This is a genomic window from Frondihabitans sucicola (genome assembly GCF_030296615.1).
Lineage (GTDB): Bacteria > Actinomycetota > Actinomycetes > Actinomycetales > Microbacteriaceae > Frondihabitans > Frondihabitans sucicola.
The window spans coordinates 3,180,046-3,193,545 of sequence record NZ_AP027732.1; the positions used below are offsets into that span (position 1 = coordinate 3,180,046).

At 68.0% G+C, this 13,500-nt stretch carries 9 protein-coding genes and 5 pseudogenes; 1 reads left to right on the plus strand and 13 read right to left on the minus strand.

The window, feature by feature from the left end; genetic code table 11:
• Positions 1–8: 8 nt before the first annotated feature.
• The 12 genes and pseudogenes from trmD to aroA all read right to left on the minus strand — a co-directional run bounded on the left by trmD (position 9) and on the right by aroA (position 10,504).
• Complete coding sequence (trmD, locus tag QUE79_RS16385) at positions 9–713, minus strand: tRNA (guanosine(37)-N1)-methyltransferase TrmD (protein ID WP_286344004.1); 705 nt, start codon at positions 711–713, stop codon at positions 9–11.
• A gap of 10 nt (positions 714–723) precedes the next feature.
• A pseudogene (gene rimM / locus QUE79_RS16390) lies at positions 724–1,373 on the minus strand (ribosome maturation factor RimM).
• 4 nt (positions 1,374–1,377) lie between these two features.
• Entirely contained in the window at positions 1,378–1,614 is a 237-nt protein-coding gene (locus QUE79_RS16395; protein ID WP_286344005.1) for an RNA-binding protein, read from the minus strand.
• Between the two features lie 3 nt (positions 1,615–1,617).
• Positions 1,618–2,052, minus strand: coding sequence for a 30S ribosomal protein S16 (rpsP, locus tag QUE79_RS16400; RefSeq protein WP_286344006.1), 435 nt, complete (start codon positions 2,050–2,052; stop codon positions 1,618–1,620).
• A 156-nt stretch (positions 2,053–2,208) separates the two neighbouring features.
• Complete coding sequence (locus tag QUE79_RS16405) at positions 2,209–2,652, minus strand: ArsR/SmtB family transcription factor (protein ID WP_286344007.1); 444 nt, start codon at positions 2,650–2,652, stop codon at positions 2,209–2,211.
• 566 nt (positions 2,653–3,218) lie between these two features.
• Positions 3,219–5,009: an FAD-dependent oxidoreductase gene (locus QUE79_RS16410; protein WP_286346754.1), complete on the minus strand. Its 1,791-nt coding sequence runs from the start codon at positions 5,007–5,009 to the stop codon at positions 3,219–3,221.
• A gap of 17 nt (positions 5,010–5,026) precedes the next feature.
• Positions 5,027–5,407, minus strand: a pseudogene (locus QUE79_RS25700) (oxidoreductase); the annotation flags it as partial.
• Positions 5,319–6,119, minus strand: a complete 801-nt coding sequence (locus QUE79_RS16415; RefSeq protein ID WP_350271713.1) for an SDR family oxidoreductase — start codon at positions 6,117–6,119, stop codon at positions 5,319–5,321. The gene QUE79_RS16415 and the pseudogene QUE79_RS25700, both read right to left, overlap by 89 nt.
• A gap of 65 nt (positions 6,120–6,184) precedes the next feature.
• The gene (locus QUE79_RS16420) at positions 6,185–7,369 is read right to left on the minus strand and encodes an acyl-CoA dehydrogenase family protein (protein WP_286344008.1); all 1,185 of its coding nucleotides are present in this window, start codon (positions 7,367–7,369) and stop codon (positions 6,185–6,187) included.
• Between the two features lie 2 nt (positions 7,370–7,371).
• The gene (locus QUE79_RS25705; protein ID WP_350271714.1) at positions 7,372–7,848 is read right to left on the minus strand and encodes an AMP-binding enzyme; all 477 of its coding nucleotides are present in this window, start codon (positions 7,846–7,848) and stop codon (positions 7,372–7,374) included.
• A 42-nt stretch (positions 7,849–7,890) separates the two neighbouring features.
• Positions 7,891–9,059 (minus strand): annotated as a pseudogene (locus QUE79_RS25710) (AMP-binding protein); the annotation flags it as partial.
• A complete protein-coding gene (aroA, locus tag QUE79_RS16435; RefSeq protein WP_286344011.1) occupies positions 9,053–10,504 on the minus strand; it encodes a 3-phosphoshikimate 1-carboxyvinyltransferase in 1,452 nt (483 codons plus the stop codon). The gene aroA and the pseudogene QUE79_RS25710, both read right to left, overlap by 7 nt.
• A gap of 238 nt (positions 10,505–10,742) precedes the next feature.
• On the opposite strand from aroA, the pseudogene QUE79_RS16440 reads away from it, so the two are divergent.
• Positions 10,743–11,896: pseudogene (locus QUE79_RS16440) on the plus strand (glutamate--cysteine ligase).
• 23 nt (positions 11,897–11,919) lie between these two features.
• On the opposite strand, the pseudogene ffh reads toward QUE79_RS16440, so the two are convergent.
• Positions 11,920–13,478 (minus strand): annotated as a pseudogene (ffh, locus tag QUE79_RS16445) (signal recognition particle protein).
• Between the last annotated feature and the right edge of the window lie 22 nt (positions 13,479–13,500).

The following is a 13,500-nucleotide window of genomic DNA, read 5'->3' on the forward strand; positions in this document are numbered from 1 at the left end:
CCTGGAGGTCAGGCCGGGTCGTCGGGCAGTAGATCGGGCCTGACCCTGCGGGTTCGTTCGAGCTGCTGGTCGTGACGCCACGAGTCGATCGCGCCGTGGTTGCCGGAGAGCAGGATCGCGGGAACCTCGAGTTCACGCCAGACGCTCGGCTTCGTATAGCTCGGGTATTCGAGAAGCCCGTCCTCGTGGCTCTCTTCGGTCAGGCTCTCGGGGTTGCCGACGACGCCGGGCACCAGACGACCGACAGCCTCGATCATGGCCATCGCGGCCACCTCGCCGCCGTTCAACACGTAGTCGCCGAGGCTGATCTCGCGGACTTCCACGCCCGGACGAGTCGCCGCGTGGTCGATGACGCGCTGGTCGATGCCTTCGTAGCGGCCGCAGGTGAAGACGAGACGCGGTGCGAAGGCGAGCTCACGCGCCTCCTTCTGCGTGAACGGTCGCCCTGCGGGCGACGGAACCACCATGACGGTCCCGTCGGGTGTGCCGCCCAGGACGGCGTCGAGTGCTTCGCCCCACGGCTCGGGCTTCATGACCATGCCGGCACCACCGCCGTAGGGGGTGTCGTCGACGGTCCGGTGCCGATCGTGGGTGAAGTCGCGCAGATCGTGGACGGTGACGTCGAGGAGCTTCTGCTGCCGGGCCTTGCCGAGCAGGGAGACGTCGAGGACCGAGAAGAACTCGGGGAAGATGGTGACGATGTCGATGCGCATCGCGGGTGACTCAGTCTTCGGGGGCAGGATCCGCGGGATCCTGCGCTTCGCCCTCGGCCCCTGCTTGCGCCGAGGTCTTCTCGTCTGCGAGCTCGTCGTCGGGGACCTCTTCGAACAGACCGATCGGAGGCGTGACGGTGATCACTCCGGCGGCGAGATCGACAGAAGGCACGATGGCGCTGACGAACGGAACCAGGACTTCGCCGGACGGGCTGTCGACGGCGAGGAGATCTTGCGCGGGGAGATGGTCGACGCGAGACACCGTGCCGACTTCGACGCCCTCGCGGACCACGGACAGCCCGACGAGCTGGTGGTCGAACCAGGCATCGGGTTCGTCGCTGACTTCGATTCCTTCGTGCTCGACCCAGAGGATCGCCTTGACGAGGGTCTCGGCAGCGGTGCGATCGTCGATGCCCTTGAAGAAGCCGACCGGGTGCGAGTTGTACCAGCGGAGTTCGGCGAGTTCGATGGTCTTGTCGTGCCAGGGCGATTCTTTCGGCACCTGGAGCGAGAAGGTCGCGCCGGGAACGAAGCGTTTCTCCGGGGCGTCGGTGAAGAGTTCGAGCTTGAGGGCCCCTTCAGACCGTGCGCCTTCGTGAGGCGCCCGACCCGGAGGCGAGTTCGACCGTCGTCTTGCGTGGGCACTGCGTCAGAAGCCACCGAATCAGAAATCGGTGTCGACGACGTCGACGCGCACGCGCTTGCCGTCAGCGAGAGCGGTGACGAGTGTGCGGAGCGCTTTGGCGGTGCGCCCGGCGCGACCGATGACGCGGCCGAGGTCTTCGGGGTGGACACGAACCTCGAGCACGTCGCCGCGCGGGGAGGTCTTCGCGACCACCTGCACCTCGTCCGGGTGATCGACGATCCCCCGGACGAGGTGGGTGAGTGCAGGTGCGAGCACTGACTACGCCTCGGTGCTGTCGGCGGACTCGTCGGTCGCGGCGTCCGTAGGAGCCTCGGTCGGAGCCTCGGCCTTGGGGGCAGCCTTCTCGGTCTTGGGGACCAGGACCGGCTTCTTCTTCTCGTCGGCGACGAAGGCTTCTTTGTCGGCCTTGGTCTTGACGGTGCTCACGGCGTTCTTGTCACCCTTGAAGGTGCCCCAGTCGCCGGTGAGCTTGAGGATCGCAGCGACCTGCTCGGTCGGCTGGGCGCCGACGCCGAGCCAGTACTGCGCACGCTCGGAGTCGACCTGGATGAAGGACGGCTCTTCTGTGGGGTGGTACTGACCGATCTCTTCGATGACACGACCATCGCGCTTGGTGCGCGCGTCGGCGACGACGATGCGGTAGTACGGGGCGCGAATCTTACCGAGACGCTTAAGACGGATCTTGACAGCCACAATTCTCCTGTAGGCATTTATTTGGGGCGAGTTGCTAGCCGTGAGCGTGGGGTGCACACTCGGCTCGAAAGCTCTAAGGGGTCTGGCGGTGCTGAATCAGCACCTCGGCCACCTGATTAGAGGGTCGGGTGGCCGCAGACTCGACCTCTCATTGTGTCAGACCCGAGCCGATAGGTCGAATCCCTCCTCCCCCGTGTCCCGTTCGGGTCGGGGCCCGGGCCAGCGCGCCTCCTCCTGCAGCGCGGGCACGTGATACCCGTCGCCGCGTCGGTCGTCGAATGCGCGTCTCAGGTCGGCCACCCGATCTTCGAGTCGCTTGATGGCCGCGTCGTCGAGTCGGTAGTAACGAGTCGACCACTCCTGGCGCACCCGCACGAAGCCCGCATAGTGCAGGACGCGCAGATGTTTCGTGACGGTCGGCCACCCCACCCCCAGGTGATGCTGCACCATCTCGGCGATCTCGCCCGTGGGTGCCTCGTACACGGCCAACAACTCGACCAAGTACCGGCGCACGGGCTGTGCCATCGCTTCGAACGGGTCCATGACCGGGTCGAGCCACGGGGTGTCGGTGTCTGGTGTGCGTCTGAGCCGAGGTGTCATGGCTCGATTCTCGCCAGCTCGCGCCGTCGCCGCCTCCGTTCTCCACAGGCGAGGGCTGCCTGCACCCCGTGTCGCGATCCGGGGAGGAGTCGACGCCCGGTTGCCTGCGCCGCCCGGCGAGACGCCCTTCTCTCTTCCGCCCTCGCGGAGAGGCTCCCCTCCCCAGGCGTCTTTTCCTTCCGGGTGAATTCATCCCAAAGGAAAACCAGCCGCATTCGCCGCGCTCACTTTCCCCGCCGGTGAATTCACCCACGGGCAAACCGAGGACGATCGACGTGACTCGTTTTCCCAGGCGGTGAATTCACTCGCTCTGCAAACCACTGCCCGCACGCGAGAGTCGTTTTCCGTCCCGGTGAATTCACTCGCTCTGCAAACCACTGCCCGCACGCGAGAGTCGTTTTCCGTCCCGGTGAATTCACGCCGGAGGAAAACGGTGCGCGGGTCGTGTGGTGGTTTTCCCTTCCGGTGAATTCACCCGGAGGGAAAGCTCAGTGGGAGAGACGACACCTTCCCGGAGGAGGAGCGGATGGGAAACGAGGAGCGGGGGCGGGACGCTCGGGGCCCGCTCAGGGCGAGACGCGACGGGAGGACTCGAGGCCCTCGGTCGTCGCCCTGACGGCGTCCACCGCTCGGGCGTCGAGCGCTCCGCCGATGACCTCGTGAGGGATGCCGGCGGCCGCCAGAGACGCGGCAAGCAGGTTCACGGGCTCCTGACCGGCGCAGACGATGACGGTGTCGGCCGGCACCGCGATGATCTCGCCGGAGGTGGTCGAGACCTCCAGGACGCCGGGCAGGATCTGCTCGTACGCCACGTGGTCGAGGAAGTTCACGCCCGCGTCTCGGAGGCGACCGACGGCGACCCACCGCGAGGTGGGGCCGATACCGCTGCCGAACTTGCCGGAGCGGCTGAGGATCGTGACCTCGGAGCCGGGGCGGACGGGGTGAGGGCGCGTCGCGTCGCGCCGCTGCGGCCGGGAGGAGGCCGACACGGCGTCGACAGGCAGGCCGTTGGCGTGCACGAATGCGGCGGCCCGCACCGCCTCGTGCCCCGACTCGACGAGGTAGGCCGCCGTGTCGACGCCGATGCCACCGGAGCCGATGATCGCCACGGTTCCGGCAGGGACTCCGTCGCGCAGAGCCCGCTCGTAGGTGAGGACGTGCGGGAGGTCGATGCCGGGCAGATCGAGGCGGCGCGGTTCGACGCCGGTCGCGACGATCACGCGGTCGTAGCCCACGAGATCCTGCGCCCCCACGGCGGTGCCGGTGACGATCCGGGCGCCGAGGAGGTCGAGTTCGGCGCGGATCGAGCGGACGGGGCCCGCGTAATCCTCCTTCCCCGGGATCGACGCGGCGAGGTCGAATTGGCCGCCGAGCGAGGAACGCGCCTCGAAGACAGTGACGTCGTTGTTCCGCCTGGCTAGGTCGAGGGCCGCGGCAAGACCCGCGGGGCCCGCGCCGACGACGGCCACACGGCGTACGGCACCGGAGGGGAGGAGCGGGAACTCGAGTTCGCGGGCTGCGCGCGGGTTGACCAGGCACGACACGGCCTTGCCGAAGAGCGACCGGTCGATGCAGGCCTGATTGCAGCCGATGCAGGTGGTGACGAGATCGAACCGGCCCGAGGTGCTCTTGGCGACGATCGCAGGATCGGCGAGGAAAGGTCTCGCCAGGGCCACCGCGTCGACTTTGCCACGGGCGAGGACGTCTTCGGCGTCACGCAGGTCGGTGAGCCGATTGCTCGCGATGACGGCGACCTGAGGTCGGGAAGAGGAACGGACCACGCCCGCGATGCGCTCGGCCAAAGGCACCCAGACGGCGTGCGGCACGGCGGCCTGCACCGTCGGCACGCGCGACTCGTGCCAGCCGACTCCGACGCTGATGCCGTCGACGCCGGCCTCGACCAGGGCCAGGACGAGGGCGTCGACGTCGTCCGGGGTCGACGAGCCGGGCATGAGGTCGTCACCGGACACGCGCACGCTCACCGGGAATCCCGGTGACACCGCCGCGCGGACCGCATCGACCACCGCGACGGCGAAACGGCGACGGCGAGCGGGCGAGCCGCCCCACTCGTCATCGCGCAGGTTGGTGATCGGTGAACAGAACTGGTTGATCAGGTAGCCCTCGGACGCCATGATCTCGACGGCGTCGAAGCCGATCACCTCGGCAGCCCGCGCCGCCCGAGCGTAGTCGGCGAGGGTCTTCTCCACGCCGTCCGGGGAGAGCGCGAGCGGAACGGCACCGCGCGCGCCCCGCCATGCCACGGCCGAGGGCGCCACGGCCTGAACGGGCTTCCCGACGTCGTCGACGAGGCCGTCGGCCAGCGCGTAGCGTCCGGCGTGGAACAACTGCGCGGCGATCGCTCCCCGGCCTCGTGCACGGCAGCCACGGCTCGTTCGAACCGTGCGTCGGAGGCCGCGGTGCCGAGCACCGAGTAGTCGGCACCGCCGCGCGCCTCCGAACTGACGGCCAGGCCACCCGTGATGACGAGATCGGCGCCGCCCTCGACCCGCTCCTGGTAGAACCGGGCCAGGGCCTGACCACCGTCGTCACGGACCTCGAGGCCCGTGTGCATGCTGCCCACGACCACCCGATGCGACAACTTCAGGGAGCCGAGCGCCCACGGGGTCTGCGTCAGCGGGAGGACCGGCTCGGTACCGGTTGCGAGGTCAGGAGGCGTCGGAGCCACCGAGGACCGCCTCGCGCAGCGGGCTGGTCGTGTCGGCCCAGAACGGAGGGGCGACGACCGTGAGGCCACCGTCGACCGACAGGGTCTGGCCCGTGATGTAGCCCGCCTTCTCGGAGAGCAGGAAGTCGACCGCGTCGGCGACGTCGTCCGCCGTGCCCTTGCGCTGCAGGGGGATCTTGTCGATCACGGTCTGCATGGGAGCCATCCCGGGAACGGAGTCGTAGAAGTAGTCGAGCGAATCGGTGTCGATGAGGCCGCCGTTCACCGCGTTGACCGTAATGCCACGCGGACCGAACTCGGTCGCCATGAACTTGACGTAGGCCTCGTTGGCGGCCTTCGCCGCGCCGAGCGAGGCGTAGGTCGGGAACGCCCGCAGAGAGCCGTAGCTGGTGATCGCCACGATCCTGCCACCGTTCGGCATGATCGCCTCGGCGGCCTGAGCACCCAGCACGAACGAGCGAATGTTGGTCGCATAGTTGCGGTCGAGGTGGTGCAGCTTGAGCTGCGAGACCGGCTTGAACGCCGAGGCGGCCGCACTCGCCACGAACATGTCGAGCTTGCCGTAGCTGGCCTTGACCGTCGCGAACAGCTCTTCGATCGACTCGGGCTGCTCGACGTCGAGCTGGGCGGTGATCCCGTCGGCTCCGAGGGCGCGGATCTCGGCGAGGGTCGCCTCAGCCATCTCGGCGTTCTTCTTGAACGTGACGACGACATCGACGCCGCGCTTCGCGAGCTTGAGGGCGAGCACCTTGCCGATGCCGCGGGAGGCACCCGTGATCAGCGCGAGCGGGCGGGGGTGGTTTCGGAAGCCAAGTCAGGCCTTTCGTCAGAGGGAGTGGAGAGGGATCAGTACGAGACGGCGCCGGTGACGACGGCACGCCCGACGACCAGCTTCTGGATCTCGTTCGTGCCTTCCTCGAAGCGCTGCGCGCGAGCGTCGCGGTAGACGCGCTCGATCTTGTTGCGCTTCCAGTAGCCCTGACCGCCGTGGACCTGCAGAGCCTTGTCGGTGACGCGAGCGAGCATGTCGACGGCGACCATCTTCGACGCGCTCGACAGGACGCCGGCATCCGCCCGATCCTCCTCGTAGGCCTTGGCGGCCTCGATCACGAGCGCGCGCGCCGCGGCGATGTCGGCGTAGTTCTCGGCGAGGTAGAACTGGATCGCCTGGCGGCTGGACAGCTTCTTGCCGAACGTCTCGCGCGTGTTGGCGTATTCGACGGCGAGCTGCTGCGCGCGCTCGGCCAGGCCGACGGCGCTCATGGCGACCGACACACGACTCGGGAGCAGGAAGCCGCCCAGGGCGACCTTGAGGCCGTCGCCCTGCTCGCCGAGAAGGGCGGAGGCGGGAACGGGCGTCTCGGTGAAGCGCAGGATCGCGTGGTCGGTGCCCCGGACGCCCATGGTCTCGGAGTCGTCGATCACCTCGGCACCCGGCAGCCCGCTGTTCGGCATCAGGAAAGCAACGAAGCCGTCTTTGGCCGTCGAACCCTCGATGCGCGCGGCGATCAACCAGTAGTCGCACTTCACACCGAACGTGATGAGGTGCTTCTCGCCGTTGAGGTACCAGGTGTCGCCTTCGAGGCGCGCCGTGGTGCGGAGATCCTGCCCTGTTCCGGCCGTCGCCTCGGTCAGCGTGAACGCGACCAGCTTGGTGCCGGCGATGGACGGCTTCACGACCTCGTCGAGCTGTTCTGGAGTCGCGAACGGGACCATGGCGCGCCAGGTGCCGTTGATCACGTGCACGAGCATGCGGATGGAGGCATGCGACCGCGAGACGATCTCCATCAGCTCCAGATAGCGCGAGAACGGGATGCCTCGGCCACCGAGCTCGACCGGCGCGGCGAGGCTCAGGTAGCCGCGGTCGCGCAACTCGGGGAGCAGACGGCCGGGCACCTGGCCGGTCGCCTCGATCTCGTCGGCGTAGTCTTCGCCCGGGCCCTCGACCCAGGCGGTGATGTCGGCCTTGATCGCCTGGAACTCGGCTTCGTCGAACGTGGCCGCCTGAGCGGCGGCGGTCGTGGTGGTCATGATCATTTCTCCTTGACGGCGGTGTTCGAGGCGGCGACGAGTGCGGCGGCGCGGTCGCGAAGCAGATTCTTCTGGACCTTGCCGACGACGTTGCGCGGGATCTCGTCGATGAACTCCAGCCGCTCGGGCCAGTAGTACTTCGACACGCCGGCGTCGCCGAGGTATTTCTGCATGGTGGCGAAGTCGAGGTGGGCCCCGTCTTTCGCCGCGACGACGAACGCGCAGGCGCGCTCGCCGAGACGCGGGTCGGGCATGGCGACGATCGCGGCGTCCGAGACCATCGGGTGCTGGTACAGGAGGTTCTCGATCTCGACGACCGGGATCTTCTCGCCGCCGCGGTTGATGACGTCTTTGATTCGACCCGTGATGTGGAGGAAGCCCTTGGCGTCGATCTTGGCCAGGTCGCCTGTGCGGTACCAGCCGTCCGCCGTGAAGACGTCGTCGGTCAGGTCGGGGCGATCGAGGTATCCGCCGAACATCGTCGGCGAATGGAGTTCGTAGTTGCCCTCGCTGCCCCGGGGAAGCTCCACGCCCTCGTCGTCGACGATCCGCAGGCGGATGCCCGGCAGCGGCTTGCCGTCGCTCCCCCAGGCGTCCTCCGGAGCATCGCCGGGAGTCGAGAGCGCGCCGAGGCAGGTCTCGGAGGTGCCGAACGCCCCGAGGACGCTCGTCTGCAGGACGGTCGTCGCCTTCTGCGCCAGCGCGCGAGGCACCGCGGCGCCGGTCGCAACGAAGATCCGCAGGCTCTCGGGAACGGTCAGGCCTGCCTCGACCTGGTCGACGAGGTCGGTCAGGAACGGCGTCGCGCACTGGACGAACGAGGCCTTGGACGCCTCGAAGGCCTGGGTGAGCGCCACCTTGGGATCCCACACCGGCTGGATCACGCTGGCCACACCGAGGCGCCACGAGAGCAGCATCCCGTAGAGGAAACCGGTCTGGTGGGCAAGGGGCGAGGGGATGTAGATGCGGTCGGCGTCGGTCAAGCCGAGGTGCGCGACCTCCATGGCCGTGGCGAGCCCCAGAGTGCGGTGGGGGTGCTGCACACCCTTGGGTTCCCCGTCGTGCCCGAGGTGAACAGCAGCTGGCAGATGTCGTCGGCCGAAGGCGACAGCTGCATGATGCGCTCCCGGTCGGGCGTGACGGCGGCCAGCGCGATGTCGTAGTAGCGCCAGTTCCACTCGGAGGCCTCGACGGCCTTGGCCGCGTCGGCCGGGATCGGCGTGACGTCGCTGTGAGCACCCGAGTCTCCGCGGCTCTCGGAGCGCAGGACCACGACGTGCTCCAGAGACAGGCGACGCTTCTGAGCGCGCGCCTCGTCGATCACCTCGAGCAGCTCGATCGCCGGGCGGCGGCGGCGGAAGAGGTTCGGCAGGAAGACGACTCTGGCGCGAGAGCGAGCCAGGGTCATCGTGGTCTCGCGCGGACCGAATACGGGCATGATCGGCGTCGCCACCGCTCCGATCTGGACCGTGCCGAGCGTGATCGCCACGAACTCCTTCCAGTTCGGCAGCTGCATGGCGACCGACTCGCCCTTCTGGACGCCGAGCTCGATCAAGAGCTGGGAGACCTTGTCGGCTTCGTCCTGGAGTTCACGCCAGGTCGTCGTGACCGGCTCGACGCCGCCGACCTCGATCACGGCGGGATCGTCCGGGTGCGACTCGCTGAGGGCACGCACCTTGTCGCTCAACACCAGCGGATCGGCGTCGACGCCCTGCAACTCGAGAGGGCCTGCTGCATGGCGGCGTCCTCCGTCAGATCGTCGCGCTCGAAGTCGACGTTCTCGGCCGACTCGAGGTTCTTCGGATCGCCCATGTCGAGGTCGAGGCCGATGGAGGTCATCGCCTCGAGGAAGGTCGGGTAGGAGATGCGGTAGGCGCGCGGATACGTCAGGGTCGTCGGGCCGGCCGCGCGGGTCGCAGCGATGGCGAGCGACATGAGCACGCGGTGGTCGTTGAACGACGACAGCGGAGCTCCGGTCAGCGGGCCGGCGGCACCGGTCACGTGCAGCTCGTCCTGCGTCTGGTCGGCGGTGCCGCCGAGATTGTTGAGCTGGAGCATCGCGGAGACGCGGTCGCTCTCTTTCAGGCGGATGTGCCCGACATTGCGGAAGCTCGACGTGCCCTCCGCGAAGGTCGCCATCGTCGCCAGGATCGGCAGGAGATCGGGGATCGGCTGACAGTCGATGTCGATCGCCTTCAGGCGCCCGCCGGGATTCACGATGCGCACGTAGCCGGTCTCCTCGTCGAGGGAGAAGGGGACGCCCATCTCGCTGGCGAGGTCGAGGAACTCCGACTCGGGGTGGTCGGTCTCGCTCGTCTTGAACGTCGACAGGCCCCGGAACAGGACGTTCGAGGGGTGGATGGCGGCCGCGGCGATGCCGAAGGCGGCCGAGCCGATGTCGGCCGGGATGACGTAGTCGTGCGGGGTGGCCGTCTGGTTGCCGGGGATCCGGAAGGTCAGCCAGTCGTCGTCGTGCTCGACGGTGAGGCCCCAGAGACGCATCATGCGGATCGTCAGGTCGACGTAGGGCTGCTCGTTGAGCGTGCCGCCGGTGACGTGGATGACCGTGTCGTTCTCGGCGAACGGGGCGACGAGCAGGAGACCGGAGATCCACTGGCTCAGCGTGCCGGCGATGGAGACCTCGCCACCCCGGGGCCGGACGGGCTGAACGTGGACGGGAGGGCGGTCCTCGTCGGCATCGAGCTGCACACCCATCTGCTTGAGGGAGTCGAGCAGCGCCTTGATCGGCCGACGACGGAAGTACTTCATGCCGGTGAGCGTCATCGGTTGATCGGCCAGCGAGGCGAGCCCCACCATGAAATAGAGGGTGGTGCCGGACGACCCCATGTTGAGGAGGCCTTCGGCTCCCTTGGAACCGTGGTCGACGACATCGGTCGCCTTGTACGGGCCGCCCTCGACGACGTAGGTGTTGCCGACGACCGTGATCTTGGTGCCGAGGGCGCGAAGGGTGCCCACGGTCCACTCGACCTGCCGTGTCGTCGACACGCCCGTGATGACGCTGCGGCCGGGTGCCAACGACGCGAGGACCAGCGCGCGGTGGGCGTGGTACTTCGACACCGGGATGTCGAGCTCGCCTTCGAGATGGGTGGTTGTTCCTCGCACGACCAACTGCATCGTTTCTTCTCCTCCTGTTGCCGGCAACGGGGCACGGCTCTGTGAGGGAGTAAACCCACCCAGCGTCGGTCCCGTCGAGCAACGTTAGCCCACGACGGGGGCCACGGAAGGTCCCGGCACCGTGTCGCCTGCCAGGAGGGACAAGTCGGTGCACACCCTGCAAAGATGAGGACTCTTCTTCGGAGGATGTCGACTTGCCTCGGCCCCGAGGAGCGTTGGTGCTGGCAGGATGTGCCCCATGACGACACCCGCGCCGATCCCGTTCGCCACGTCGAAGCGCTCGACGCTCGGCCTCGAGTGGGAACTCGCGCTCGTCGACCGGTCGAGCGGGGAGCTGGCCCCGTACGCCCCCAGCATCCTGCCCGCACTCCGCCATCTCAACGACGACGGCGACCGGGTCACCAAAGAACTGCTGACCAATACGATCGAGGTCGTGACCGGCGTCCACACGCGCGTGGCCGACGCCGTCGCCGACCTGTCGTCGACCATCGACCTCGTGCGTGACGAGGCCGAGATCCTGGGCGCCGACCTGATGTGCGCCGGAACGCACCCGTTCAGCCAGTGGTTCCAGCAGGAGGTCACCTCCGGGAGCGAGCGCTACGAGACGCTCATCGACCGGACGAGGTGGTGGGGCCGCCAGATGATGATCTGGGGCGTCCACGCGCACGTCGGGATCGACGACAAGCGCAAGGTCCTGCCGATCCTGAACGCTCTGCTCACCTACCTGCCGCACTTCCAAGTGCTGACGGCGTCGAGCCCGTTCTGGGTCGGCGAGTCGACCGGGTACGCCTCGAACAGGGCGATGATGTTCCAGCAGCTGCCGACGGCGGGGCTGCCGCCGCAGTTCGACTCGTACGCCGAGTACGAGGCCATGGTGCACGACATGACCCACACCGGCGTGATCGACGACTTCTCGGAGCTGCGCTGGGATCTCAGGCCGTCACCGAAGTGGGGCACGCTCGAGGTGCGGGTCTTCGACGGGATCTCGAGCGTCGCCGAGGTGGCGTCGATGGCCGCCCTCGTGCAGTGCCTGGTCGACGACTTCTCCGAGCGCCTCGACCGCGGCGAGGAGCTCCCCGCATGCAGCCCTGGTTCGTCCGTGAGAACAAGTGGCGTGCGGCGCGCTACGGCATGGAGGCGATCATCATCCAGAACGCGGCCGGCGATGAGCGGTTGGTGACGGACGACACGCAGGATCTCCTCGCCCGGCTCGAACCCGTGGCAGACCGTCTGGGTTGCCTCCCCGAGCTGTTCGGGGTGCAGACGATCATCAGCGGTGGTGCCAGCTACCAGCGCCAACTCGCCGTCGCCGCTCGTAACGATGGCAGCCTCAAGGCCGTGGTCGCGTCGCTCGTCGCCGAGCTGCGCGACGGTGTGGCTCCGCCGGCCTGACCGCGCGACGGCCGACGGACGGGCTAGCGACCGAGGAACTTCTGCAGGCTCGCCAGCTCTTCTTCGGTCGGCGGGGCCTGGCCCTTGCGGCCGCCCAGACCGAAACCGCCGCCGGTCGGCGCAGCCGGAGCCTTCTCGCCACTGGCGATCCGTGCGTTCTCAGCTGCCCGCTTGGCCGGGTTGCCCGCCTTCGAGCCCTTCTTCTTCGCGACCTGTTTGCGGCCGCCTCCGAAGCCGGCGCCCGGGATCGGACCCATACCCGGTACCTGAGGGACGCCCCCTTCGCGACCGTCTTCATCATCTTCGCCGCCTGCTCGAAGCGGTTGACGAGCTGGTTGACGTCGGTCACGGTCATGCCCGAGCCGCGTGCGATGCGGAGGCGCCGAGAGCCGTTGAGGAGCTTGGAGTTGGCCCGCTCGGCCTTGGTCATCGACTGGATGATCGCCTCGGTGCGGACGATCTCTTTCTCGTCGAAGTTGTCGAGCTGCTCGCGCATGCCCTTGGCGCCCGGGAGCATGCCGAGCATGCCCTTGATCGAGCCCATGTTTCGCAGCTGCTGCATCTGCTTGAGGAAGTCGTCGAGCGTGAAGCTGTCGGTCGCGAACTTCTCCGCGATCTTCAGGGCTTCCTCTTCGTCGAAGGCTCCCTGCGCCTGCTCGATCAGGGTGAGGATGTCGCCGAGATCGAGGATTCGGCTCGCCATGCGGTCGGGGTGGAACGGCTCGAAGTCGTCGAGTCCCTCACCGGTCGACGCGAACATGATCGGGCGGCCGGTCATCTGGGCGACGCTGAGTGCGGCACCGCCGCGGGCGTCGCCGTCGAGCTTGGTCAGGACGACGCCGGTGAAGTCGACACCCTCTTGGAAGGCCTTGGCGGTCGCGACGGCGTCTTGGCCGATCATCGCGTCGATGACGAACAGCACCTCGTCGGGATCGACGGCCTTGCGGATGTTCGCGGCCTGCTTCATCAGGTCGGCGTCGACGCCCAGTCGACCGGCGGTGTCGACGATGACGGTGTCGTACAGCTTGTCGGCGGCGAACTTCACGCCGTTCTTGGCGACCTTGACGGGGTCGCCGACGCCGTTGCCCGGCTCGGGAGCGAAGACGGGAACCCCCGCCTGCTCTCCGACGACCTGCAACTGCGTCACGGCATTGGGGCGCTGGAGGTCGGAAGCGACCAGGACAGGCGTGTGGCCCTCCTTCTTCAGCCACTTGGCGAGCTTGCCCGCGAGCGTGGTCTTACCGGCGCCCTGCAGGCCGGCGAGCATGATGACGGTCGGCGGCTTCTTCGCGAACTCGAGTCGGCGCTGTTGACCTCCGAGGATCTGCACGAGCTCTTCGTTGACGATCTGCACGACCTGCTGCGCGGGATTCAGCGCCTTGTTGACCTCGTCGCCGAGGGCGCGCTCGCGCACGGCGGCCGTGAACGACTTGACGACGTCGAGTGCGACGTCGGCGTCGAGCAGGGCGCGGCGAATCTCGCGAACGGTGCCGTCGACGTCGGCGGGGCTGAGCTTGCCCTTGCCGCGGAGGTTCTTGAGGGTTTCCGCGAGGCGGTCGGAGAGGGATCCAAAAGTTGCCATGGTTCGACCATCTTAACGGCTC